We start from the raw sequence: 22,843 nt of genomic DNA on the forward strand, positions 1-22,843 counted from the left end.
TCTAAAGTTTTGTGGGGCACCCCCTTGCGGCTGTGGCGTCCATCTGTTTATATAGTTGCGAATGATTTGCAATTGCGTTTCGGAGAAGTTATGGATCAGCTAGCGCAGCACACCCCGGCGGCCGATGGATGGCGGCATGCCCGGGGCGAGGCATCTTTGTCCGACGTTCATCGTTCGGTCGCCGTGCGCTCGACCGGCCCAGGCTGGCGGCGTGCTGCCGCATTTGTCGGACCAGGCTATCTTGTGGCGGTCGGCTACATGGATCCCGGCAATTGGGCGACATCGCTCGCCGGTGGTTCGAAGTTTGGCTATTCGCTGCTTGTTGTCGCGCTGATCTCCAACATCATGGCGATCGTTCTGCAGGCTCTCTGCGCGCGTTTGGCGATCGGATCGGGCAGGGACCTTGCGCAGGCTTGCCGGGATGCATTTCCAAAGCCCGTTGCCTATACGCTGTGGTTCCTTGCGGAAATCGCCATCATCGCAACCGATATTGCGGAAGTCATTGGCACGGCGATCGGCCTCAATCTTATTTTTGGCATTCCACTCGAAATCGGCGTCCTCATCACTGCGCTCGATGTTTTCCTTATCCTGTACCTGCAGAAGTTGGGCTTCCGCTGGGTGGAAGCGTTGATCATTACGCTGCTTGGCGTGATTGCTGTCTGCTTCGGTATCCAGATTTTTCTTGCCGATCCTGAATGGGGCGCGGTGATCAAGGGCTTTGCCCCGACGACTGAAATCGTGACCAATCCGGAAATGCTGTATCTCGCGCTTGGTATCCTCGGCGCTACGGTGATGCCGCACAATCTCTATTTGCATTCGGGTATCGTGCAGACGCGCGCCTACGGCGATACGCTGCCCGAGAAACGGCAGGCGCTCAAATACGCGACGATCGATTCAACCGCGGCGCTGATGTTTGCACTTCTTATCAACGCTTCGATCCTGATCCTCGCCGCCGCGACCTTCCATACGACCGGCCGCACGGAGGTTGCGGAACTTGGCGAAGCACATTCCCTGCTTGCGCCCTTGCTCGGTCTTGCCATCGCTCCAACCCTGTTCGGCATTGCGCTTCTGTGCTGCGGCATCAACTCGACGGTCACAGCGACGCTTGCAGGTCAGATCGTCATGGAGGGCTTTCTCCACATCAAGCTCGCACCATGGCTGCGCAGGCTGATCACCCGCGCGATTGCGATTATCCCGGCTGCGCTCGTGACGATCTGGTATGGCGAAAGCGGAACGGCGAAGCTGCTCGTACTCACCCAGGTGGTGCTCAGCCTGCAACTGTCATTTGCAGTGTTCCCGCTGGTCATGTTCACGGCAAGCAAGGCCAAGATGGGCGCTTTGGTCTCACCGCGCTGGCTGACCACGTTTGCCGTCATCATTGCGATCGTGATCGCCGTACTCAATGTGAAGCTGCTTTACGACTTCGTTCTTGCCTAATGTTCCGGGGCAGTGTGCTTGCGCGTAAAGCGGAAGCCGCTGCCCGGACGAAGCCCTTCACGCATGACGAACCCGCGCAGGGGCGAAAACACCCGCAACAATTCCAGGCCCCCACTGCGGACCATCTGCACCGGAAGGAAATCAGACAAGAGCGATCTGTTCAGTGCATCGACCGCACCCGTCCGCGCAAAGATGTCAGGGCTGCGCTTGCGGTTATAGGTCGAGATGACCCGTGACGAGCCGAGATCGGCCCCGTCCGTCGGGAAGGTCTCGAGCAGGGTCTCGACGTCCCTTACACCGAGGTTGAGACCTTGCGCGCCAATGGGCGGAAAAACATGAGCGGACTCGCCGGCAAGAAACACGCGATTTCGGGCGAAAGATGTCGGAACGAGGCCGGAGAGCGGCCAGCTTTGCGGATCGACATCAATGGTCACTGCGCCGAGCATGGACTGCATGCGCTCTTCCACCCGCATTGCGAGCTGGTCGCGGGTGAGTTCAAGCAGTTCAACCGCGTGCGCCGGCGTCGTCACCCATACGAGGCTCGACCGCTTCCCCTGGAGCGGGACCTGCGTGAACGGTCCGTGCTCGGTGTGGAACTCCGTCGAAATGTCGTGGTGGTCGCGCGTGTGGCTGAAGCTCAGCACGATGGCCGTCTGGTTGTATGACCAGGTCCGGGCGGAAATGCCTGCCGCTTCGCGAGCAAGCGAGGACCGGCCATCCGCCGCAATCACAATGTTCGCAGTAATGCTCGAGCCATCATTGGCTTCCACCGTAATTGCGTCGTCGCTCGGGTGGTAGTGGGTGGCCGAGGCGGCAATGTGCCTCGCGCCTGAATGCTGGAGTGCGTCAGCAAGGACAGACGTCAGTGTCGTATTGGGAATATTGTAACCAAATGCCGGTTCATCAATCTCGCTGGCCTCGAACGTGACGGCAGGGCTGCGGATCAGACGCTGCGTGCCATCGAGGATGCGCATCGTGGTAATCGGGGCTGCGTGCGGTTCGATCGCTTCCCACAGGCCGATCTTTTCCAGGAGCTTGATGGCTGGCATCATCAGCGCAGTGGTGCGCTGGTCAGAGGCTTCAGGCACGACGCCGAGGCTGACGACATTGTCGAACGAGCGGGCCGTGGCGATCGCCGCAATCAACCCGACGTGCCCAGCTCCGGCAATGACGATCGGATCGGTTCTGGTGCTGGTCATATCTGTCTCCCATTTGCGGGCCCGTGCGGGGCTTTCAACAGTTTATATGAGTTTCATTGCTTGCGCTTTCAGCCAATTTCAAGAAAAGCTGATCGCAAATCGTTCGTCGTTGCCAAGATATAACGGCAGGCGTTTAATTGTGATGCAGCAGATTGGCGCGGACCCTTGAAAAAACCTACCATGCCCAAGGGCGTCAAGCCCAAGAAAGTGACGGCGCCGCAAGCAAAGGCTTTCTCGGTCCATCTGTTGACGGCGTCCGGTTCGTTTCTGGCGTTTCTTTCCGTCGTCGCCGCCAGCGAGGAAAGCTGGACCGCCATGTTCTGGTGGCTCGGACTTGCCTTGTTCGTTGACGGCATCGATGGTCCGATCGCCCGCAAGCTGGAAGTCAAGTACGTCCTGCCCAATTGGTCGGGAGAACTCCTCGACAATATCATCGACTACATGACCTATGTGCTCATCCCCGCCTTCGCGCTCTACCAGCGCGGCTTCATGGGCGAGGGCCTGTCGTTTCTCGCAGCGGCCATCATCGTCGTATCGAGCGCTATCTACTACGCTGACACAGGCATGAAGACGAAGGAGAACTTCTTCAAAGGGTTCCCGGTTGTCTGGAACATGATTGTTTTCACCTTGTTCATCGTGCGGCCCGGCGAATGGGTGGCTTTTGCAATCGTTCTCGTTGCCGCAATAGTTTCATTCCTGCCGATCTATTTCCTGCATCCGGTGCGCGTGCAGCGTTTGCGCAACCTCAATCTGACGATATTTTTCCTCTGGTGCGGCTTTGGGGCGTTCTCGCTGTTTCAAGAACTTGATTCGCCGCTTTGGGTGCGCATTGGCATTTCCGTTACGGGGATCTATCTTTTTTTCATCGGCGCCGTAATGCAGTTGTTCCCCAATTTGGGGCGGACGGAGAAAGCGTAATGGTCAAGGCTGTTCGTATTCATCAAACCGGCGGGCCGGAGGCACTGACTTACGAAGATGTTTCGGTCGGGGCGCCCGGACCGGGCGAGGTGCGCATCCGAAATGAAGCGATCGGCCTCAACTTTCTCGATGTCTATTATCGAACTGGTCTCTATCCGTCGCCGACCCCGCTGCCGCTGATTCCGGGCCACGAGGGCGCTGGCGTTGTGCTTGCCGTCGGCGAGGGTGCCGGATGGCTGAAGCCCGGCGACCGGGTCGCCTACACCGGTCCGATCGGTGCTTATGCGCATGAGCGGCTTATTCCGGCCGATCGCCTTGTCAAAGTCCCGGATGAAATTCCGCTGCAACAAGCGGCAGCGATGATGCTTAAGGGCCTTACGGCCCAGTACCTCTTGCGCCAGACTTTTCCGGTGAAGAAAGGTGACACGATCCTCTTTCACGCGGCTGCCGGCGGCGTCGGTCTCATCGCTGGACAATGGGCAAGACACCTTGGCGCGACGGTCATCGGCACCGCCGGTTCAGAAGACAAGGTGAAGCTCGCCCTCGATCATGGCTACGACCATGTCATCAATTACCGCAGTGAGAATTTTGTGGAGCGGGTGAAAGAGCTGACCGGCGGCAAAGGCGTCGATGTCGTCTACGACTCCGTCGGCAAGGACACGTTCGACGGCTCGCTGGATTGCCTGCGGCCGCGCGGAATGATCGTGTGTTTTGGTCAGTCATCCGGACCGGTGCCGCCATTCGATCTGGGCATTCTCTCGCGCAAGGGATCGCTCTACCTTACGCGTCCGACGCTCTTCGTCTATGTGGCCGCGCGCGAGGCGCTCGAAAGCGGTGCCAACGAACTTTTTGACCTCGTCGCAAAGGGCGTCATCCGTATTGAAGTCGGCCAGACCTACCCGCTGAAGGATGTCGCCAATGCGCACCGCGACCTTGAAGCCCGTAAGACGACCGGCACGACCGTGCTCATTCCTTAAGCCTCTGATGTTCGTGCACGATTAATGTGCGCAAATGGCCGCAACCACTCGTTTTGCACTTTCCAAGTTTGGCCGGGGTAGCATAGGATCAGGAACGGTCTTGGCCGCGGGGAACGATGACACAAAAAAGAATAGACGGCTCTGAAACACCGCTACTGGAAGCTGACAAGCTCACCAAAATTTTCGGCACACTCAAAGCCTGCGACGAAATCGACCTGAGAATTAGCGCCGGCGAGATTCATTCGCTGCTCGGCGAGAACGGCGCTGGAAAATCGACGCTGGTGAAGATGCTGTTTGGCGCATTGCAGCCAAGTTCCGGCAGCATTTCCTGGAAGGGAAACGCTGTCACGGTGACCAATCCGGCCATGGGAAGATCGCTCGGTATCGGTATGGTTTTCCAGCACTTTTCGCTCTTTGATGCGCTGACTGCAGCAGAGAATATCGCCCTTTCGCTCGACGAAAAAACGCCGCTCGATACGATCGCCGCGCGTGCTCGCGGAATCGGCGATGCCTATGGGTTGCCGGTCGATCCCGATGCGCTTGTCGGCGACCTTTCCGTCGGTGAGCGGCAGCGAATCGAGATCATTCGCTGCCTGTTACAAAACCCTGACCTTATCATTCTGGACGAACCGACATCGGTGCTGACACCACAGGAAGCAGACCTACTTTTCGTGACACTGGAACGGCTTCGCTCTGAAGGAAAATCCATTCTCTATATCAGCCACCGGCTGGAGGAGGTCCGGCGCCTGTGCGATCGGGCAACCGTTCTTCGGCACGGCAAAGTTGTGGGCCAATGCGACCCCCGGGCCGAGACAGCCGCTTCCCTGGCGCGGATGATGGTAGGCAGCGACATCCACGTCATCGAGCGTAGTCCGGTGCAAAAATCTGCTGAACAGAGCCTGCCGCTTGTCGAGGTCAACGGATTGTCGCAGCGGCCGCGCGGCCCCTTTTCGGTTTCGCTGCACGATATCCGCCTTGCCGTTCAGGCTGGCGAAATCCTCGGCATCGCAGGTGTCGCCGGAAACGGGCAGGGCGAATTGTTCGAGGCAATTTCCGGAGAGGTTCTGCAGGAGCGGCCGGACATAATCCGGCTTCGCGGCAAGGATGCTGGCAGAATCGGCATTTCGGCCCGGCGCAAGCTTGGTGCCGCTTTCGTGCCGGAAGAGCGCCTTGGCCATGGTGCTGTGCCAGATATGTCGCTGACCAACAATCTCCTTCTTTCGCGCCATGCGACGGATCGCAAGGTGTTTCTTGCCGGCGGCGCGCTCAAGCTCGTCGCAGAGTCCAGTCTTGCCTCGGCGGCTAAGCGCATCATAGGCCGCATGGACGTCCGCAAAAGCGCAGAAAACCCCGATGCGTCAGCGCTTTCTGGCGGAAACCTGCAGAAGTTCCTGATCGGCCGCGAGCTTGATCGCAACCCTTCGGTGATGATCGTCAACCAGCCGACATGGGGCGTGGACGCTGGCGCGGCCGCGCATATCCGCCAGGCGCTCGTCGACCTTGCCAGGAGCGGTTCGGCCGTGATTGTGATCAGCCAGGACCTCGATGAGCTTTTCGAAATTTCCGACCGCATCGCCGCGATGGTGCATGGCCGGCTTTCTGAATCTGTGCCTATCGAAGCCATGAACCGCGAACGCGTCGGCTTGATGATGGGCGGTGCCGAGCACGCCGCACCCCTGGCGAGTGCAGGGGCAGCATGATGCGGATAGAAATCGTCAGACGCCCGCAACACTCGGCGCTTTTCAGTGCGCTGTCGCCCTTCATCGCCCTGTTTCTCACGGTCATTGCTGGAGCAATTCTTTTCTCGTTGCTCGGCAAGAATCCATTTGCGGCACTCTATTCCTATTTCGTCGAGCCGCTCACCGAGGTCTGGTCGATCCATGAATTATTGGTGAAAGCCGCGCCGCTTATCCTGATTGCAGTCGGCTTGTCGGTCTGCTTCCTTTCGAACAACTGGAACATCGGTGCTGAAGGTCAGCTGATCGCAGGCGGGATCGCGGGGTCGATTCTTCCGGTAATGTTCCCGGATTTTCAAGGCTGGTACGTCCTGCCGTTGATGCTGTTATTCAGCATGGCGGGTGGAATGGCATATGCGACGATCCCGGCCTATCTCAAGGTACGTTTCAATACCAACGAGATCCTGACGAGCCTCATGCTCGTCTATGTCGCGCAGCTTTTCCTCGATTGGCTGGTACGCGGTCCCTGGCGCAACCCGCAAGGCTACAACTTTCCCGAGACGGTGCAGTTCAATGACAGCGCCATCCTGCCGGCCATCTGGGCCGATTCGGGCCGAGCGCATTGGGGCTTTATTATCGCTCTGATCGCTGCTGTCATTGTCTGGTTCATGCTGTCGCGCACGCTCAACGGCTTTGAGATCAAGGTGCTCGGCCGCAGTTCGCGGGCAGGGCGCTTTGCCGGTTTCAGCGCGGGCCGGCTTACCTTCTTTGCCTTCCTTGTATCCGGTGCGCTTGCCGGCCTCGCCGGCATTGCTGAAGTGTCCGGCGCCGTCGGCCAGTTGCGGACGACGATTACACCCGGATATGGCTTCACTGCGATCATCGTCGCGTTCCTCGGGCGGCTCAATCCGCTCGGCATCGTTGCCGCGGGACTGGTTCTGGCACTTTCCTATCTCGGGGGCGAGGCGGCGCAGATCTCGCTCGGTATATCGGAAAAGTCAGCCCGCATTTTCCAGGGCATCATCCTTTTCTTCGTGTTGGCCAGCGACACGCTGATCTACTACCGCATAAGGTTCGTAACGCGTCTCGGCGACGCCGTGGCAAAGGGCGCCTGAGATGTCCATGTTCGAAGCCATTCTTCTAACGGTTGCGACTGCGGCGACGCCGCTCCTCATTGCCGCCCTTGGCGAACTCGTCGTCGAACGCTCCGGCGTACTTAACCTCGGCGTCGAAGGCATGATGATCATGGGCGCGGTCTGCGGCTTTGTGGTTGCCCAGACGACCGGATCCGCCTGGGTCGGCATGGGCGCGGCCATTTTGGCGGGCGCCGCCTTTTCCCTGCTCTTCGGGTTTCTTACGCTGACCCTTGTGACCAACCAGGTCGCGACCGGCCTCGCACTGACCCTGCTGGGCCTGGGCGCTTCGGCGATGATCGGCGAAAGCTTTGTCGGCCTGCCTGGGGTCAAGATGGAATCGCTCTATATTGCCGGGCTGACCGATATTCCCTATGTCGGCAAGCTCCTCTTCGGCCAGGATCCGATCTTCTATATCTCAATCCTTTTGACGATCGCCGTCGTCTGGTTCCTGTTCAGGACCCGCGCAGGCCTTACATTGCGTGCTGTCGGCGACAACCACACCTCGGCGCATGCGCTTGGCGTTCCCGTTGTCCGCATCCGTTACCTGGCGGTTCTCTTCGGCGGCGCCTGTGCGGGGCTCGCCGGCGGCCAGCTGTCGCTGGTTTATGTGCCGCAATGGGTGGAGAACATGACGGCGGGGCGAGGCTGGATCGCGCTTGCGCTCGTTGTCTTTGCGTCGTGGCGGCCGTGGCGGATTCTGGCGGGCGCCTATCTTTTTGGCGCGGTGAGCATCGGTCAGTTGCACGCGCAGGCGCTGGGTATCGGAATACCCTCCCAGTTCATGTCGTCGCTGCCCTACCTTGCGACAATCGTCGTGCTCGTGCTGATCTCCAGAAACAAGCGGCTGACGCTGATGAATACCCCGACTTCGCTCGGCAAACCCTTCGTACCGGACCGCTAGGGCGGCCTGAAACGAAACTCGATACGCATTAACAGAGAGGTGAACCTAAATGAAAAAATTGATGATGGCGCTTACTGTCGCCGCCAGCTTTGCATTGGCGGGTGCGGCGCACGCCGAGGATAAACTGAAAGTCGGTTTCATCTATATCGGACCCCCCGGTGATTTCGGATGGACATACCAGCACGACCAGGGCCGAAAGCAGCTGGAAAAGGAACTCGGCGACAAGGTCGAGACGACCTTCCTCGAAAACGTACCGGAAGGTGCGGATGCCGAGCGTGCCATCGAGCGCCTCGCACGCGCCGGCAATCAGCTTATCTTCACGACATCGTTCGGCTACATGGATGCAACGAACAAGGTCGCGCAGAAATTCCCCAAGGTGAAATTCGAGCACGCAACCGGCTACAAGACCGCCGAGAACGTCGCTGTTTACAATTCTCGCTTCTATGAGGGACGATATGTGCAAGGCGTGATCGCCGCGAAGATGTCGAAGACGGGCGTTGCCGGCTATATCGGCTCGTTCCCAATTCCGGAAGTTGTGCAGGGCATCAATTCCTTCATGCTTGGCGCACAGTCGGTCAATCCGAACTTCAAGATCAAGGTGATCTGGGCCAATTCCTGGTTCGATCCGGCCAAGGAGGCTGACGCCGCCAAGGCGCTGGTCGATCAGGGTGTCGACATCATCACCCAGCACACGGATTCGACCGCGCCCATGCAGGTTGCGTCGGAGCGCAAGATCAAGGCGTTTGGCCAGGCATCGGACATGATAAAGTTCGGACCGGAAACACAGCTGACGTCGATCGTCGATAATTGGGGCCCATATTACATCGAGCGCGCCAAGGCAGTCCTCGACGGCACCTGGAAGTCGCACAACGTTTTCGAAGGCATGCACGAGGGCCTCGTCGTCATGGCGCCCTACACCAATATGCCTGACGACGTGAAGAAGCTGGCCGAGGAAACCCAGGCGAAGATCACATCCGGTGAACTGAAGCCGTTCACTGGCCCGATCAAGAAGCAGGACGGCAGCGAATGGCTGAAGGTAGGTGAAACTGCCGACGACAAGACCATTCTCAGCATGAATTTCTACGTTGCCGGCGTGGATGACCAGCTTCCGAAATGAGCTTTTTATGAAAAAAGAAAAGGGCGCCACTGGCGCCCTTTTTTGTGTCCGGCAAATTCTGGTTCAATCGACGTCGTTGGCCGAAGCAGCATTGAGCTGGCCGTAGCGCTCGACGCCGATTGCGTTCAACAGATCGATCTGCGTCTCGAGGAAGTCGACATGACCTTCTTCATCCTTCAGGAGTTCGTCAAAAAGCTCCTTGGAGACATAGTCGCCGAGCTGATCGCAGATTTCGCGGGATTTCTTGTAGGATTTGACCGCATCATATTCGCCCGCAAGGTCGGCCTCGAGCACTTCCTTGATGTTCTGGCCAATGCGTAGGGCGCCGATAGACTGCAGGTTGGGATGGCCTTCGAGGAAAATGATGCGCTGGATGATCTTGTCCGCGTGGTGCATTTCCTCGATGGATTCTTCACGCTCTTTCTTGGCGAGCTTGGTGTAGCCCCAATCGTCAAGCAGGCGATAGTGAAGCCAATATTGATTCACGGCCCCCAGTTCGAGGAACAAAGCTTCGTTAAGCCGCTCGATGACCTTTATGTCGCCCTTCATGTCGTGAACTCCCGTATTGGTGACGCAATTCCCGAACACGGTCGATGAATGAAACTGCAACAGAATCATCCGAACCATGGCGGAGGTGATATTCTTCCGTCACCTTTATGATGGTTTCAACGACATTTGGGAAGCAGCCACAGCAGCGTCCCCGCTTCTTCATGGCATGGTAAACCTTTGCAGGAACAACGAGTTGCCACGGATCGGCGTCGAGAAGTTCAATGATAGTATTCTCGACTTCCTTCTGGGTAATGATATTGCAATGGCAAACTAGCATTTCGGGTCGACGCCGTATTCTTGAGAAGAAAGGGCCCCGACCTTCGACACCAAATCGGCATCAAAGCTTAAATAAGCTATTGAAATAAAAGCGTTTTGTACGCAGAGACCTGAAAATACTGTCCCGAAAACGGGGGATACTATCGAACCAGACAATGGTTCCTCCAATCGCAAGGGTTCAAGGCCCAAACATCAAAGGTCATGCGTCACCGTAACGCTTGGTACATAAAACCGGCTATCGGGATAACTGTCAAATCTATGTGGTGAGATTATGTCATGTTTTCAAGTAGTTAGAATAGTTCTAAACTAGACAAATAACCTAACCAATTCAATCAGGTTAAACCACCAGTGGTCATTTGCAGCGCAAATTCCCGGCGAAATCCGGTTATGTGTCAAAACGTCTCATGCGCCTTAATGAAAAGCTTCTTCTGTCAAAGGTTCGTCACAGCATACCCGGCAAAACCCAATACCGGGTCGCGCTCACGCAGAATCAGTCGCTCGGGAGCACGACAGTGCGCTCCCGCGTGAAGACGCAATGCTGGATGAAAAACCGCGCGGCTAGCTTGCCGCCGCCAGTCGCTTCTCGATGATGTCGATACCGAGGAGTGCGCGCACGTCGCGCTTGTCCACGATATCTTCGATCGTATATTGTGCGAGGACTTCGAAGAAAGCGTTGAGCGCCTTGCGCAGCGCGGAATTCAGGCCACAGCTGTCGATCAATGGGCAGTCGGCGCCATCATTGTCGAAGCATTCGGCCATAGAGAAATTCTCTTCGGTCACCCGAACCACGTCGAAGAGGGTGATGTCCTTCGCGGGTTTGCCGAGCTTCACGCCGCCATTGCGGCCGCGTACGGTCTCGATAAAACCATTCTCGACCAGCGGCTGGAGGATCTTGAAAAGAAAGAGCTCTGAGACTGTGTATGCTTGTGCGATCTCGCCGATCCGGCTCAGATTGCCCTCGTTGGCAGCACAATACATGAGAATGCGGATTGCATAATTCGTCTGTCTTGTCAGGCGCATCGGATTACTTCTCTTTCAACCTGAGCCAGGGACCGGTGCTGAACTATCGCATAAAACCGACAGCTGGCAGCGTCACGGATTCAGGCATGCACTTTGAATCTGAGCCGCAGTTTAGAATTATTCTTGATAAAGTAAACGATAATATGAAGGCCGGCTTCATATTATGCGCGAACCCAGAATGGGGCGCGTTACCGTACGAGTACGACGACCGAGGCCGTGATTAGTGCGGTCGTGACGAGCAGCAACAATCCGTAAAGACGGGGCTTGTCGAACAGGACCGCGAAGCCGGCGGACCATGCCACCACCGCAGCGCCCAAGGCATAAAGAAAACCTGCCTTGTGGGCCCAGGCAATATGAACAGCCATGAGGCCACCGATAATCAGGGCGCCAAACACAACCATGATGGCCAGAGCGTACTTCTCAAAATTGTCCATTCAAGGAACCCACTCTCAATACAAGCTCGAGACGGCCCGCTGGCGTCGAAACTGGACGGCGGCCGATAGCCAGACCTTCATAGACCGTTCGCACCCTCGAAGGCAATCGGATACGCCGAAGGACGCGGATTGCAGTAAACATGTGTGCGATAGGCAACAAAAAAGGCCGGGAATTCCCGACCTTCCGAATTCGCCTCGATACCAGTGCCAGTACATCCGTGGTCAAAAGCAGAAGCGAATTTCTGGAACTTAAATAGGTAGGTGGATGCCGATATACAAGGGCAGCCCCGTCCGCTTATTTCCAGCAGCCATTGTTCTGGCCGTTTAGATTGTGAGAATCGATATCAATCCCGGCAGCAAAGTCGTTCTTGGCAAGATAGACCGCGGTTTCAGGCTTGAGGCGGATCTTGTTCCAGCCGGCGCAACTCGAATTGTGCGCGGGCGGCTGGCTCATCCAGCGCATGGCGCCGCAATTGGTTACCGCGAACGCGCAGGGCAAAAGGAGGGCCAGGCTCAGTTTCTTCATCTTTCGTACTTTCGACGCGTTGTTAGAGTGGGTGCAATCGAGAACGTCCGCGCCCTCATCGCATAATTTGAACGCGGCTGAAATTGGACCTTCGGGTGATGAGCGCGCTTCAACTTAGTCATCATTGCTGGCGTTGAGTTCTTGCGGCCTCAACCCCTCGGCAGCCCGCGCGGTAAGCGATTGTGCCAGGATCAAGCGGCGCGATTTGAGAAGCGGTGCGTTCATCGCCTGAAGCTTGGGCATGCGCGGATTGTTCTCGTGCGCCGTAACCGCCGCCTCGTTTGCGTAAAGTTCGTTGACGATCACCCTGTTCGGGATCGGCGTTCCGTCGCGTTCGATCGGCTTGATCACTTCAAATCGCAAGCAACCCGCTTCCTCTTCAAGGGTCCTGCGGGCATGTTCACGAATAATCGCAGTAAATTCCTCTTCGCAGCCCTCATTGGTTTCGAATTCAACGATAATAGTAAGTGCAGTCATAAAATTGATCTCTCCCATGCATTTTGAGGCTAACAGCCGTTATTCAACAAATCCAGACGCAAGGCCAATGGAGCTGCATTAACCAACGGCTTTTCTGACGTCAGCGCCTTCTCGTGACGAAAAACAGGACGCCTCCGAAGATCATGGTCAACAGACCGATATAGAGCCAGCGCGTCTGCCCCACCATGAAGCTCCCGCCGAGGATGCTCAGTCCCTGCAGCGCCCAGATACCTCCCATGATCACAAGGAGAACCGAAACGATCGAAAGGGCGATCTTCATTGCGTTACATTCCTTTTCAAATGCTTAGGGGTGCCAAGTGGAACGACTTTCGGAAAAAAAGCAGGAACTTTCCGCTGCCGCAACCCGTTGACCAACGTCCTCGCCGCACCACCACCAGGCATCAGCTAAAGAACTCGCTTGGTCATTGTGCACATTTCCAACCACACGAAACTCCAGTAAAAAGGAATTCCAGATGACAACATATCAGTCGGAGTCCGCGATGGTGAAGGTCATTTTGAACCGCCAGACTTGGGTTCTGGTTGCCGACGGAGAAAAGGCACTTTTTCTGCGCAACAAGAACGATATGAACAATGTTCAGCTTGGCATTATTCACCAGTTGAGCCAGGCCAATCCGGCTACACGCGAGCAGGGCACCGACAAGCCCGGGCGATTTTCCAGCGGACCCGGCCTTGGCCGTGCGGCGGTCGACGACACCGATTGGCATGAAATGGCGAAGAAACGCTTTGCCAAGGAAATCGCTGACACACTCTATGCCCACGCTCACAAGGGTGAGTTTGAGAAACTCGTCATTGTCGCGCCTCCGCTTATGCTGGGAGAGATGCGTCAAGAGTTCCACAAGGAAGTGTCGGACCGGGTGGTGGCCGAAATCCCCAAGACCCTGACGAACCATTCGACGACAGATATTCAGGCCATCGTAGAAGAGAATTAAGTATCAGGTCGTTGGGTAGAGCGGCAGTTGAAGGCAAGGTTCATGCGCCTTCAATCCAGCTCTTCCTAACAAGCAAAACCCCTGCCTTGGCGGTAGGGGTTTCGCGGGTTGAGGCTTGATTTGGCTCTAGCAAACTGGATTCTGGATAAAAATATCGCGCATCGTTTCAGTGCGGCTCAGGCTCAAGGCACCGCTACACTCAACTTGTAGAGATGCTACCACAAGTATCGCGAATTTCAAGAAATAGATGCTGATAACGTTATTTCGATGAACGTTTTAGACGCTCTACTTCTTCTTCCAGATGTTTAATTCGTTCTTCCAAGGCATTGATTGCCTTAAAGACAGCAACGCCCATGCCTTTGAAATCACCGCTATGGATCGCGGCTTCGATCGCATGTCTGGCATTTTCAATCGACATCTCTACCTCCACTTGTGCCGGGACGGTACATGCAGAAAGCCCAATCCTCAAGGGGCATGAGGATTGGGCCATGTTGGCTTGTGGGTTAGCCAAGGGCTGGTTTGGGGGAACCAGTACATTTAAAACGCGAGATCGCGAACTTGGTTCCGGAATTTTCTAAAGAATCTTCTAATCGGTCACTGCGCTCAAGGGCGGGTAGTCGGTGTAGCCTCGTTCACCGGACGTATAGAAGGTGGATTTGTCTGCTGCACTAAGACCCGCGCTCAGTCGCCACCGTTCCGGCAGATCGGGGTTGGCAATGAAGGCCTCGCCCACGGCAACGAGATCAGCAGCGCCCGACGCCAGCACGTTTTCTGCGTCAGCGCGCCCATAGCCACCGGCAACAATGAGCGTTCCGCCGAATGTATCGCGAATGCCTTTCAATGTCCGCGGCTGGCCAATCGACTGCACTATCGGCTCGACGATGTGAAGGTAGGCCAGTCCGAGCGGATCGAGCAACGCGGCAATCCCGGCGAAATTGCCCACAGGATCGCTGTCGCTCATCCCCTGATAGGTATTTGTCGGGGATAGACGGACGCCAACGCGGGCGGCCGGCCAATGCATCTGGGTTGCAGCGATGATCTCGATGAGGAGGCGAGTCCGGTTACTGACCGAGCCGCCATAACGATCGGTCCGGATATTGCTGCCGTCGCGCAAGAACTGATCGATCAGATAGCCATTGGCCCCATGGATCTCGATACCATCGAAACCTGCTGATCGAGCCCGTCTTGCGGCGGCCGCAAACTCGGCGACGATCGTGCCTATTTCCGGGATTTCGAGCGCGCGCGGTGTGGCGTAAGGCTCGGGACCGGTCGACGTGTAGATAGTCCCGGATGCGGCGAGTGCCGATGGTCCCACCGGTTGCCTGCCGTCAAGCAATTGCGAAGGATGGGCCGTGCGTCCCATATGCGACAATTGGGCGAAGATCTTTCCGCCGGCGCCGTGAACGGCATCAGTCACCAGGCGCCAGCCGGATTCCTGGGCTGAATTGGTGAGCCCCGGCCTCGTCGGAACATCGATTGTGCTGAACGGATCGACTTCGATCGATTCCGAAATGATCAGTCCGGCGCCGGCACGCTGGCGATAATAAAGGGCGTTGAGTTCGCTGGGGATCTTGCCGTGCATCGCGCGGCGGCGCGTCATCGGAGCCATGACGATGCGGTTCGAGAGGGAAAGGTCGCCGAACGTCATCGGCGCAAACAGGCATGGAGCAGACATTGTCACATCAGGAATGAATTAAAGAGGCAAGGAAAATTCGAGCGGATGGTCAGGCCGGCAGCAGGTTGAACAGGATCGCCAGGTGAAAAGCGACTGCTGTTGCAAAAAGCAGGATACCGGGCGCTCGTTCCCGGACAAATCGGCGAGCGGGCCGGGCCAGGGTTGTGCGCTGGGCGAAGTCGATGGAGGCCATGAGGAACCGATTCTCCGTTTGGTCGTGTGCCTATTTTGACGCATTGATTACACGATTAACACGATAGAGATTACGATTTGCGGCTGCCCTCCGGTAGGGTTTTGCGCCCCGGCTGTGTTCGGTAGGATTAAATTTCGTCTGAACCCTCCAAGTCAAAAGCGGATATCTCTACCACGATAGTCGTCTAAAGCGTCTCACTAGATTGGATTTCTCCAAACTGTCGGGATAGGCAAAACAAAATCGCCAAAAGGTTGTATCGGGCGCAAAGCAAAAGCTGGCTGCCCGGGTGCCTGGTGTGGTGCAATTGCGGCACGACCTTCATTCGCGATCCGCGACCAACCTATGATGAGGAAAGTATGTCCGTATTTTATTCGGGAGCGGGCGCGGCCCGCCGCGAGCTTTCCGTTGAACCAGACCTGTTCAAGGATTCCATGCGGCATCTCGCCGGTGCCGTGAGCGTCGTTACCGTCGGTCGCGGTGACGACCGAACCGGATTTACCGCAACATCGGTTTCATCGCTGGCGGTCGATCCCGCTTCCGTGATCGTCAGTCTCAATCGCGATTCGTCCTCCTGGCCGGTGCTGCAGCGCCACGGCACGTTTTGCGTGAACGTTCTCGCCCACGATCAACGCCACGTGGCCGAGAGTTTCTCCGGGCGCGGCGGGCGAAAGGGGATCGACCGCTACAAGGATGCCGAGTGGCTGGAACTTTCGACGGGCACCTTGGCGCTCGCTCATGCCCTGACTGTGCTCGATTGCGAACTCGATGACGCGATTGAACGGCATTCGCACGGCATTTTGATCGGCAGGGTGAGAGCAGTTACACTGCGCGCAAATGCCGAGCCGCTGCTCTACTGGCATGGCGCCTATCGTCACATCGCGCCGCAGTCCCGGAAATGAGAGGCGTCAAGTAACGATTGCGGTTATCGAACAGCCGATGAGCGCGACCGAGACAAAAAGAATAAGCCCGTAAAGGCGTGGCTGGTCGAAGATTACAGCAAAGCCAAGGAAGAAGGCGGAGCAGCCCGAAGCCAGTGCGAACAGGAAGGCCGGCTTATCGCCGGTCGCAATTGCGAACGCCATCAGGCCGGCTACGATCAACGCCCCGAAGACGATAAAGATCCAGGTTGCGAAGGTTTCGTAGCGGTCCATCTTCGGTACTCCAGCATTCAACGGCATTCTGATCATTCCAATTACAACGAAACATGGTGTGTCAGTCAAATCAATCGATGGAGGCCAAAACGTGACCCATATGCTTAGCGTTGCACAATTGCGCCATATTTGTCACAGCGCGGCGCGAACTGAAACCTGCGGTTGTAGAGCACGCTGGTGAAATATAGGTTGCGTCTGGAGCGTTCTTCCAAGGAGCCAGCATAGCAATCGAGCTATGCCAGCTACTATTGTCAGGTGAGGGGAAGCATGAAGTTTCATGGTGTACGCGCACGACTTCTCTGGCCCTCCATCATTTCACTTCCCACCATTCTGTTATCGGGCCAATCGGCCCAAGCGGCTTGTGTCCTCGTCCCAAATCCCGGCAACAATACTTATACGTGCGACAGCGGTGTCGGCGGACCGCTGATCGATACGGGCGGCAACAACACCCTCATCATGCCGGCTCGCGGAACGGGGTTTATCAACGGTCCGGTCGTATTCGGCGCGGGCGCGGATTCGGTCTCCATCGAATCCGGCACCATACAGGGCAACCTCGACACCGGTGCAGGCAATGACACCGTCGAATTGAGGGGAGGCTTCGTCAACGGAACGATAACCCAGGGCGCCGGCGTCGATACGTTCAAAATGACCGGGGGCACAGTCCAGCGCGTCGAGCAAGGCAGCGAACTCGATACGGCAGTCGTCTCTGGCGGACGAATCATCGGGCAGTTTTTTGCCGGTGACTTTTTTACGATGACCGGAGGTCAGATCGGGGAGGTCAATCTCGAACAGGCCAACAATGAAATGCGCATGTCGGGGGGCACGATCGACCGGTTTGTGATCGCCGCGCAAGGGCGCGACCTTTTGATATTGTCAGGCGGTTCGATTGGTACCTTCGTAGACCTCGGCATTGGTGATAATCGCGTCTTTGTCTCGGGTGGATCGATCGGCAGCACGTTGACGACCGGGACGGGAAACGACCAGTTCACCTGGACCACAGCAGGCACGATCGGCGGTGCCATAAGCCTCGGCGGCGGCAATGACACTGGAACCCTGCAAAACCTGACTGACGCTGTGCTTTCCTTAACGCCGTTGCTGAACGGCGCTGCTGGCACCGATACGCTGACATTCGCTAGCACGACCGCGACCACATCCGCTCGCTATGTGAACTGGGAAAACGTGGCTCTAACTGCGGGCTCGGTATTCACGCTCGACAGCACGTTCATTCTTGGCGATAGCGGCACGGGCACCGGCAGTTTCTCGATAGATGACAGCAGTACGCTCCTTGCCGGTAACGGCGTCAATGCAGCGATCGCGCCTTTCGATGGTGTCCGGCCAGTTTCGCTCACCAATGCCGGCGTCATCGATCTCACCAATGGCACCAGCGGAGCAACGGATACCTTCACTGTTATCGGCAATTATACCGGCAGCGGCGGCGCCATTCGGCTGCAGACGGTCCTCGGGGACGATGCTTCGCCCGCGGACAAACTTGTCATTTCGGGTGGCGCAGCGAGCGGGACCACAGGGCTCGCCGTCACCAACCTCGACGGTCCGGGTGCGGCGACCCGGCAGGATGGTATCCTGGTCGTGCAGGCGATCAACGGTGCGACCACGGCCGGCACGGCGTTCGGCCTAAGCAATGCGGTGGCTGCCGGCGCCTTTGAGTATGCGCTCTTTAAGGGTGGCGTTTCGGCAGGATCGGATGAAAACTGGTACCTGCGCTCGGCGCTCATTCCCGGATCGGAACCACCGGCGCCGCCGATCGATCCCGATCCCGCCGTCGAAGAACCGGGAGAGGAAATCATCCTGCCGCCGGCACCGGGAGTTGAACCGCCCACGCCTGGCGCAACGCCCATCGTTGCCGATGATCCAACCGAGGCCATCCCGCTCTATCGTATCGAGGTTCCGACCTATTCGGTCGTCCCGCCGGCAGTGCGGGAAACCGCGCTCGCCACGCTCGGAACTTTCCACGAACGGCGCGGCGAACAGAGTATCGCTACGTCGAATTCGAATTTTTCCGCAGGTTGGGGCAGGGCTTTTGGCCAATCGACCGATCAAAGCTGGAACGGCACTGTCAATCCATCTGTTGACGGACATCTTTACGGTATTCAAGCCGGCCTCGATATTCTCGGCCATGAAAGCAATGGCGGGCATTATGACATGGCCGGACTGTTCTTCGGCTATTCCAACTTCGATGCCGACATAAAGGGCGAAGCCGTCGGCTGGAAAAATCTCCAGGTCGGTTCGATGAATGTCGATACCACCAGCTTTGGCGGCTATTGGACCCATATTGGCCCGTCCGGCTGGTATGTCGACGCCGTGCTGATGGGCTCGTGGTTCAACGGGCATTCTACGTCGTCGCGCGATATTGGCGTCGATATCGACGGAACGGGCATCACAGCCTCGCTCGAGGGCGGCTATCCATTCGCGCTCACGCAGAGCTGGAATTTCGAGCCGGAAGCGCAAGTGATCTGGCAGCATTTGTCGCTTGACGACCAGTCCGATGCCTTTTCCGATGTATCGTTCGACACCGATGATGGGTATATCGGCCGTGTCGGATTCCGGCTGCAGGGCAAATACGAGACAGCCTCCGGCCTGTTCCAGCCCTATCTGAAGGCCAATCTATGGCACAATTTCAGCGGGACAGATTCTGTTCTTTTCGGCCCGGATGCAATCAACACCGAGCTCGAATCAACGTCTCTTGAACTTGGCGCTGGCGTAACACACGATTTCACCAAGTATGTCAGCGCCTTCGCCGTTGCCGATTACACATTCGACGTCGATGGCCCACATCAAGAGATTGTCGAAGGCAATATCGGCCTGCGGGTAAAGTGGTAACCATTTCCGGGTTGTCACGAGGGCGCTGCTATTTTGTAAGGCCCTCTGAATAATAGCGCCGTTTCGCGTGTTCAAAGGCATGTGGGAGGAACGGCCGACCGTCGCAAGGCGTTATAGCAGGTGACCCATCCCGCGCGTCAACTGCCTCAATTCCGATCAGAATTTGGCGCATTGTTTGAACAGAGGCGAGCGGCTTGGTTCGCCAAGAAAACGGGCTCTGCCGACATTCTGCCGGCAACCCTGAAGAGGGAGTACATAAAATGCGGACTATACTCGTAGCAATGGGAATACTTGCAGCCACGAGTCTGTCTGTCTTCGCTGCAGAACCGGTGAAGATGATGGATACGAAGATGGGGAAGGTTATGACAACCCCCAAGGGCATGACGCTTTATACGTTCGACAAGGATGCAAAGGGCAAATCCAACTGTGATGCGAAATGCCTGAAGAACTGGCCGGCTTTCCACGCCGATACCGGCGCAAAGGCGGAAGGCGAGTGGTCGCTCGTCAAGGACGCCGACGGCAAGGAAATGTGGGCCTATGATGGCAAGCCGCTCTACATGTTTGCCAAGGACAAGAAAGCCGGCGATATGAGCGGCGAAGGCGTCGGTGGCGTTTGGCACGTCGCAAAGTAAGATCAAATTCTTTGCAAATGAGAAAGGCGGCTCTGACGGGCCGCCTTTTGCTTTTCACGCTGTGATTGCAAGTGCATGGTAAACATGCTGATCTTCAACCTGGAGTATTGTTACGACAATCAGGAGGACAATCATGCACTTTAAGTCGTTGATCTACTCTCTTGCAGTTCTTTTCGCTCTTGCCACCAGTGTTTTCGCCGCGGAACGGTGGGAACAGCTTCCCGAGCCGCAACCGATGCCGAAGGCAGACAAGAGCGGCAAGGCCCCGGTAAACGGTATCGAGATGTATTATGCCGTTTACGGCAAGGGACCGCCCGTCCTGCTTATCCATGGTGGCCTCGGCTATGCCGATATCTGGGGTGCGCAAGTGGCCGATCTTTCCAAGGATCACATGGTCATCGTTGCTGAAAGCCGCGGGCATGGACGCTCGACGCGCACCGCCGATCCCTATAGTTACGACCTCATGGCTTCGGACTACGTCGCCCTCCTGGATTATCTCAAGGTCGACAAGGCGGCGATCGTCGGCTGGAGCGACGGCGGTATCATCGGTATCGATATCGCCATGAAGCATCCCGAGAAGCTGACGAAGGTCTTTGCCCAGGCGGCAAATACGAAGGTCGACGGTGTGAAACCGGACGTCATGCAGAACAAAACGTTTGCCGGCTACATAGATCACGCGGGGCAGGTCTATAAGAAGATTTCGCCGACGCCGGACCAGTACGACGCTTTTGTCGAGCAGATCAGCGGCATGTGGGCAAGCCAGCCGAACTGGACCGACGACGATCTGAAAAAGATCAAGACGCCCATTGCCATCGTGCTTGGCGATCATGACGAGGCGATCACTCGCGAGCATACCGATTACATGGCCAAGACCATACCCGGCGCGAAGCTGATCATTCTCGACAATGCCAGCCACTTCGCCATGGTCCAGGATCCGGAAGGCTACAACAAGGCCGTCCGTGATTTCATCGACAATTGATCAAGCGGTCTTTTGTTCTTCGACGCCGAGCTCATCCGCCATTTGTCGGCGGATGAGGAATTTCTGGATCTTGCCGGTCACCGTAAGCGGAAACGCTTCAACGAAACGGACATAGCGAGGCACCTTGTAATGCGCGATCTGCCCTTGGCAGAATATTCGGATTTCCTCCTCGGTTCCCGTCTCGCCGGTTTTCAGGATAATCCAGGCACATAGTTCCTCGCCATATTTCAGGTCGGGAACACCGACGACGGTCACGTCCTTCACTTTTACGTGGCGGAAAAGGAATTCCTCGACCTCGCGCGGATAGATGTTCTCGCCGCCACGAACCACCATGTCCTTCTGACGGCCGACTATGTTGCCATAGCCTTCTTCGTCGATGGTCGCGAGATCGCCGGTGTGCATCCAGCCATCCGCATCAATGGCTTCAGCGGTTTTCTCCGCATCGTCCCAATAACCGATCATCACCGAATAGCCCCGGGTGCAGAGCTCGCCAGGGGTGCCGCGCGGCACGGTGTTGCCGTCCGTGTCGATTACCTTGCATTCGAGATGCGGCTGGACACGCCCGATGGTCGAAACGCGGCGCGACACCGGGTCTTCGGCCGAACTCTGAAAGCTGACCGGGCTCGTTTCGGTCATGCCGTAGGCGATCGTGACGTCGCGCATGTGCATGCGCTCGATTACCTGCTTCATGATCTCGATCGGGCAGGGCGAACCTGCCATGCAACCGGTGCGCAAGGAGGAGAGGTCGAATTTGTCGAATTCCGGGTGGCCGAGTTCGGCGATGAACATCGTCGGCACGCCGTAAAGCGCGGTGCAACGCTCAGTCTCTACCGCTTGCAGCACGGCGAGCGCATCGAACCCCTCGGAAGGGTAGACCATGGTTGCGCCATGCGCGACGCAGCCGAGATTGGCCATGACCATGCCGAAGCAGTGATAAAGCGGCACCGGTATGCAGAGGCGGTCGCCGGGGCGAAGACCGACGCTGCGGCCGACAAAGAAGCCGTTGTTGAGAATATTGCGGTGGGAAAGCGTCGCGCCCTTTGGCAGACCTGTGGTTCCGCTGGTGAACTGGATATTGACGGCGTCCTTCGGACTGATGGCCCTGTGCCGACGCTCCAGTTCGACGTGGTGTTCTCTTTCTGCAAATGCGGGCACGGCGTCGAAGGCAAGCCAACCCGGCCGCTTTCCTTCACCGATCCTGATCACGTGCCGCAGATGCGGCAATTTCGTTGAAACGATCGCATGTCCCGCACGAATTTCAGGTGCAAGCGTTTCCACCATTTCCGCATATTCGCTGGTCTTGAAGCGCTCGGGGGCAACAAGCGCCATGACGGCGACCTTGTTCAGCGTGAATTCGAGTTCCGACAGGCGGTAGGCGGGATTGATGTTGACGAGGATCAAGCCGGCTCGGGCCGCGGCAAACTGCGTCACGGTCCATTCGGCGCGGTTGGGAGACCAGATGCCGATCCTCTCGCCAGGCTCCATGCCAAGCGCGATCAGCCCGGCCGCAAATGCGTCCGCCCTTGCCTTGAGCTCAGAATATGTCAGGCGAACGCCCTGATGTACGGCGACGAGAGCATCGACATCCCCCCAGCGCTCTGTAGCATCATCGAGCGCCTGCGATATGGTCTTGTCGAGAAGCGGCGGCTCGTTTGGGCCGCGCACGTGGCTTAAACGTGAATCGTCGCCCGTAAAGGCTGCAGCCGGGCTCGTGACGTTTCCTCCCAGGGTCAACGGCACAGACCCGGTAGACTAGCCGAAAGCCGAGAAAATACCCACGCT

The 22,843-nt window shown here is 57.1% G+C and carries 25 protein-coding genes; 12 read left to right on the forward strand and 13 right to left on the reverse strand.

What is annotated here, in order from left to right; all coding sequences use genetic code 11:
- The first annotated feature begins 90 nt into the window (after window positions 1-90).
- Window positions 91-1,437 (forward strand): Nramp family divalent metal transporter, encoded by a 1,347-nt coding sequence (locus tag HQ945_RS21855; protein WP_174208505.1) that lies wholly within the window; start codon window positions 91-93, stop codon window positions 1,435-1,437.
- Here HQ945_RS21855 and HQ945_RS21860 read toward each other — a convergent pair.
- Entirely contained in the window at window positions 1,434-2,636 is a 1,203-nt protein-coding gene (locus HQ945_RS21860) for a UbiH/UbiF family hydroxylase (protein ID WP_174208506.1), read from the reverse strand. The genes HQ945_RS21855 and HQ945_RS21860 overlap by 4 nt on opposite strands.
- A 180-nt stretch (window positions 2,637-2,816) precedes the next feature.
- On the opposite strand from HQ945_RS21860, the gene pcsA reads away from it, so the two are divergent.
- The 6 genes from pcsA to HQ945_RS21890 all read left to right on the forward strand — a co-directional run bounded on the left by pcsA (window position 2,817) and on the right by HQ945_RS21890 (window position 9,361).
- On the forward strand, window positions 2,817-3,554 hold the full coding sequence (gene pcsA / locus HQ945_RS21865) for a phosphatidylcholine synthase (RefSeq protein WP_036815269.1): 738 nt from the start codon (window positions 2,817-2,819) through the stop codon (window positions 3,552-3,554).
- The gene (locus tag HQ945_RS21870; protein WP_174208507.1) at window positions 3,554-4,531 is read left to right on the forward strand and encodes a quinone oxidoreductase family protein; all 978 of its coding nucleotides are present in this window, start codon (window positions 3,554-3,556) and stop codon (window positions 4,529-4,531) included. Before pcsA ends, HQ945_RS21870 begins: the two co-directional genes overlap by 1 nt.
- Before the next feature lie 116 nt (window positions 4,532-4,647).
- Complete coding sequence (locus tag HQ945_RS21875; RefSeq protein ID WP_174208508.1) at window positions 4,648-6,231, forward strand: ABC transporter ATP-binding protein; 1,584 nt, start codon at window positions 4,648-4,650, stop codon at window positions 6,229-6,231.
- Window positions 6,231-7,322, forward strand: a complete 1,092-nt coding sequence (locus HQ945_RS21880) for an ABC transporter permease (protein ID WP_174208528.1) — start codon at window positions 6,231-6,233, stop codon at window positions 7,320-7,322. The genes HQ945_RS21875 and HQ945_RS21880 overlap by 1 nt, the downstream gene beginning before the upstream one ends.
- A gap of 1 nt (window position 7,323) precedes the next feature.
- Complete coding sequence (locus tag HQ945_RS21885; RefSeq protein WP_174208509.1) at window positions 7,324-8,244, forward strand: ABC transporter permease; 921 nt, start codon at window positions 7,324-7,326, stop codon at window positions 8,242-8,244.
- Between the two features lie 49 nt (window positions 8,245-8,293).
- Window positions 8,294-9,361, forward strand: a complete 1,068-nt coding sequence (locus HQ945_RS21890; protein ID WP_113280510.1) for a BMP family ABC transporter substrate-binding protein — start codon at window positions 8,294-8,296, stop codon at window positions 9,359-9,361.
- A gap of 63 nt (window positions 9,362-9,424) precedes the next feature.
- Here the strand turns inward: HQ945_RS21890 and bfr are convergent, their stop codons facing one another.
- The 7 genes from bfr to HQ945_RS21925 all read right to left on the reverse strand — a co-directional run bounded on the left by bfr (window position 9,425) and on the right by HQ945_RS21925 (window position 12,923).
- Complete coding sequence (bfr, locus tag HQ945_RS21895) at window positions 9,425-9,910, reverse strand: bacterioferritin (RefSeq protein WP_027233257.1); 486 nt, start codon at window positions 9,908-9,910, stop codon at window positions 9,425-9,427.
- Entirely contained in the window at window positions 9,876-10,187 is a 312-nt protein-coding gene (locus tag HQ945_RS21900; RefSeq protein WP_081815984.1) for a (2Fe-2S)-binding protein, read from the reverse strand. Before HQ945_RS21900 ends, bfr begins: the two co-directional genes overlap by 35 nt.
- A 557-nt stretch (window positions 10,188-10,744) precedes the next feature.
- On the reverse strand, window positions 10,745-11,206 hold the full coding sequence (gene rirA / locus HQ945_RS21905; protein WP_027233259.1) for an iron-responsive transcriptional regulator RirA: 462 nt from the start codon (window positions 11,204-11,206) through the stop codon (window positions 10,745-10,747).
- A 188-nt stretch (window positions 11,207-11,394) separates the two neighbouring features.
- Window positions 11,395-11,640, reverse strand: coding sequence for a hypothetical protein (locus HQ945_RS21910; RefSeq protein ID WP_027233260.1), 246 nt, complete (start codon window positions 11,638-11,640; stop codon window positions 11,395-11,397).
- Between the two features lie 295 nt (window positions 11,641-11,935).
- A complete protein-coding gene (locus tag HQ945_RS21915; protein ID WP_036815271.1) occupies window positions 11,936-12,166 on the reverse strand; it encodes a hypothetical protein in 231 nt (76 codons plus the stop codon).
- 114 nt (window positions 12,167-12,280) lie between these two features.
- Complete coding sequence (locus HQ945_RS21920) at window positions 12,281-12,643, reverse strand: putative quinol monooxygenase (protein WP_113280553.1); 363 nt, start codon at window positions 12,641-12,643, stop codon at window positions 12,281-12,283.
- A 100-nt stretch (window positions 12,644-12,743) separates the two neighbouring features.
- Complete coding sequence (locus HQ945_RS21925) at window positions 12,744-12,923, reverse strand: hypothetical protein (RefSeq protein WP_091922863.1); 180 nt, start codon at window positions 12,921-12,923, stop codon at window positions 12,744-12,746.
- 193 nt (window positions 12,924-13,116) lie between these two features.
- Here HQ945_RS21925 and HQ945_RS21930 point away from each other — a divergent pair, with 193 nt between their 5' ends.
- Window positions 13,117-13,593 (forward strand): host attachment family protein, encoded by a 477-nt coding sequence (locus HQ945_RS21930; RefSeq protein WP_244506626.1) that lies wholly within the window; start codon window positions 13,117-13,119, stop codon window positions 13,591-13,593.
- A 259-nt stretch (window positions 13,594-13,852) separates the two neighbouring features.
- Here the strand turns inward: HQ945_RS21930 and HQ945_RS21935 are convergent, their stop codons facing one another.
- The 3 genes from HQ945_RS21935 to HQ945_RS21945 form a co-directional block, all read right to left on the reverse strand.
- Window positions 13,853-14,011: a hypothetical protein gene (locus HQ945_RS21935; protein ID WP_153667455.1), complete on the reverse strand. Its 159-nt coding sequence runs from the start codon at window positions 14,009-14,011 to the stop codon at window positions 13,853-13,855.
- A gap of 168 nt (window positions 14,012-14,179) precedes the next feature.
- Window positions 14,180-15,268, reverse strand: a complete 1,089-nt coding sequence (locus HQ945_RS21940) for an alkene reductase (protein WP_174208510.1) — start codon at window positions 15,266-15,268, stop codon at window positions 14,180-14,182.
- A gap of 49 nt (window positions 15,269-15,317) precedes the next feature.
- The gene (locus HQ945_RS21945; protein ID WP_155810951.1) at window positions 15,318-15,461 is read right to left on the reverse strand and encodes a hypothetical protein; all 144 of its coding nucleotides are present in this window, start codon (window positions 15,459-15,461) and stop codon (window positions 15,318-15,320) included.
- A 356-nt stretch (window positions 15,462-15,817) separates the two neighbouring features.
- Here HQ945_RS21945 and HQ945_RS21950 point away from each other — a divergent pair, with 356 nt between their 5' ends.
- Window positions 15,818-16,360, forward strand: a complete 543-nt coding sequence (locus HQ945_RS21950; protein WP_174208511.1) for a flavin reductase family protein — start codon at window positions 15,818-15,820, stop codon at window positions 16,358-16,360.
- A 6-nt stretch (window positions 16,361-16,366) separates the two neighbouring features.
- Here HQ945_RS21950 and HQ945_RS21955 read toward each other — a convergent pair whose 3' ends face one another.
- Complete coding sequence (locus tag HQ945_RS21955; protein WP_027233266.1) at window positions 16,367-16,612, reverse strand: hypothetical protein; 246 nt, start codon at window positions 16,610-16,612, stop codon at window positions 16,367-16,369.
- A gap of 267 nt (window positions 16,613-16,879) precedes the next feature.
- Here HQ945_RS21955 and HQ945_RS21960 point away from each other — a divergent pair, with 267 nt between their 5' ends.
- The 3 genes from HQ945_RS21960 to HQ945_RS21970 all read left to right on the forward strand — a co-directional run bounded on the left by HQ945_RS21960 (window position 16,880) and on the right by HQ945_RS21970 (window position 21,061).
- Window positions 16,880-19,450 carry an autotransporter family protein gene (locus HQ945_RS21960; protein ID WP_174208512.1) on the forward strand — a complete coding sequence of 857 codons (2,571 nt, stop codon included), beginning with the start codon at window positions 16,880-16,882 and terminating at the stop codon, window positions 19,448-19,450.
- Between the two features lie 260 nt (window positions 19,451-19,710).
- Window positions 19,711-20,082, forward strand: a complete 372-nt coding sequence (locus tag HQ945_RS21965) for a COG4315 family predicted lipoprotein (protein ID WP_091922856.1) — start codon at window positions 19,711-19,713, stop codon at window positions 20,080-20,082.
- A 133-nt stretch (window positions 20,083-20,215) separates the two neighbouring features.
- Window positions 20,216-21,061: an alpha/beta fold hydrolase gene (locus HQ945_RS21970; RefSeq protein WP_174208513.1), complete on the forward strand. Its 846-nt coding sequence runs from the start codon at window positions 20,216-20,218 to the stop codon at window positions 21,059-21,061.
- Here HQ945_RS21970 and HQ945_RS21975 read toward each other — a convergent pair whose 3' ends face one another.
- Window positions 21,062-22,789 carry an AMP-binding protein gene (locus tag HQ945_RS21975; RefSeq protein WP_174208529.1) on the reverse strand — a complete coding sequence of 576 codons (1,728 nt, stop codon included), beginning with the start codon at window positions 22,787-22,789 and terminating at the stop codon, window positions 21,062-21,064. It abuts the gene before it with no gap.
- Window positions 22,790-22,843: the final 54 nt, after the last annotated feature.

It is taken from the genome of Phyllobacterium pellucidum (assembly GCF_013327855.1).
Classification (GTDB): Bacteria; Pseudomonadota; Alphaproteobacteria; order Rhizobiales; family Rhizobiaceae; genus Phyllobacterium; species Phyllobacterium pellucidum.

Excerpts from the sequence above, each read along its gene's own strand:
- HQ945_RS21855 (WP_174208505.1), top strand. The coding sequence starts at position 91 with ATGGATCAGCTAGCGCAGCACACCCCGGCGGCCGATGGATGGCGGCAT.
- HQ945_RS21860 (WP_174208506.1), bottom strand. The coding sequence starts at position 2,636 with ATGACCAGCACCAGAACCGATCCGATCGTCATTGCCGGAGCTGGGCAC.
- pcsA (WP_036815269.1), top strand. The coding sequence starts at position 2,817 with ATGCCCAAGGGCGTCAAGCCCAAGAAAGTGACGGCGCCGCAAGCAAAG.
- HQ945_RS21870 (WP_174208507.1), top strand. The coding sequence starts at position 3,554 with ATGGTCAAGGCTGTTCGTATTCATCAAACCGGCGGGCCGGAGGCACTG.
- HQ945_RS21875 (WP_174208508.1), top strand. The coding sequence starts at position 4,648 with ATGACACAAAAAAGAATAGACGGCTCTGAAACACCGCTACTGGAAGCT.
- HQ945_RS21880 (WP_174208528.1), top strand. The coding sequence starts at position 6,231 with ATGCGGATAGAAATCGTCAGACGCCCGCAACACTCGGCGCTTTTCAGT.
- HQ945_RS21885 (WP_174208509.1), top strand. The coding sequence starts at position 7,324 with ATGTCCATGTTCGAAGCCATTCTTCTAACGGTTGCGACTGCGGCGACG.
- HQ945_RS21890 (WP_113280510.1), top strand. The coding sequence starts at position 8,294 with ATGAAAAAATTGATGATGGCGCTTACTGTCGCCGCCAGCTTTGCATTG.
- bfr (WP_027233257.1), bottom strand. The coding sequence starts at position 9,910 with ATGAAGGGCGACATAAAGGTCATCGAGCGGCTTAACGAAGCTTTGTTC.
- HQ945_RS21900 (WP_081815984.1), bottom strand. The coding sequence starts at position 10,187 with ATGCTAGTTTGCCATTGCAATATCATTACCCAGAAGGAAGTCGAGAAT.
- rirA (WP_027233259.1), bottom strand. The coding sequence starts at position 11,206 with ATGCGCCTGACAAGACAGACGAATTATGCAATCCGCATTCTCATGTAT.
- HQ945_RS21910 (WP_027233260.1), bottom strand. The coding sequence starts at position 11,640 with ATGGACAATTTTGAGAAGTACGCTCTGGCCATCATGGTTGTGTTTGGC.
- HQ945_RS21915 (WP_036815271.1), bottom strand. The coding sequence starts at position 12,166 with ATGAAGAAACTGAGCCTGGCCCTCCTTTTGCCCTGCGCGTTCGCGGTA.
- HQ945_RS21920 (WP_113280553.1), bottom strand. The coding sequence starts at position 12,643 with ATGACTGCACTTACTATTATCGTTGAATTCGAAACCAATGAGGGCTGC.
- HQ945_RS21925 (WP_091922863.1), bottom strand. The coding sequence starts at position 12,923 with ATGAAGATCGCCCTTTCGATCGTTTCGGTTCTCCTTGTGATCATGGGA.
- HQ945_RS21930 (WP_244506626.1), top strand. The coding sequence starts at position 13,117 with ATGACAACATATCAGTCGGAGTCCGCGATGGTGAAGGTCATTTTGAAC.
- HQ945_RS21935 (WP_153667455.1), bottom strand. The coding sequence starts at position 14,011 with ATGTCGATTGAAAATGCCAGACATGCGATCGAAGCCGCGATCCATAGC.
- HQ945_RS21940 (WP_174208510.1), bottom strand. The coding sequence starts at position 15,268 with ATGTCTGCTCCATGCCTGTTTGCGCCGATGACGTTCGGCGACCTTTCC.
- HQ945_RS21945 (WP_155810951.1), bottom strand. The coding sequence starts at position 15,461 with ATGGCCTCCATCGACTTCGCCCAGCGCACAACCCTGGCCCGGCCCGCT.
- HQ945_RS21950 (WP_174208511.1), top strand. The coding sequence starts at position 15,818 with ATGTCCGTATTTTATTCGGGAGCGGGCGCGGCCCGCCGCGAGCTTTCC.
- HQ945_RS21955 (WP_027233266.1), bottom strand. The coding sequence starts at position 16,612 with ATGGACCGCTACGAAACCTTCGCAACCTGGATCTTTATCGTCTTCGGG.
- HQ945_RS21960 (WP_174208512.1), top strand. The coding sequence starts at position 16,880 with ATGAAGTTTCATGGTGTACGCGCACGACTTCTCTGGCCCTCCATCATT.
- HQ945_RS21965 (WP_091922856.1), top strand. The coding sequence starts at position 19,711 with ATGCGGACTATACTCGTAGCAATGGGAATACTTGCAGCCACGAGTCTG.
- HQ945_RS21970 (WP_174208513.1), top strand. The coding sequence starts at position 20,216 with ATGCACTTTAAGTCGTTGATCTACTCTCTTGCAGTTCTTTTCGCTCTT.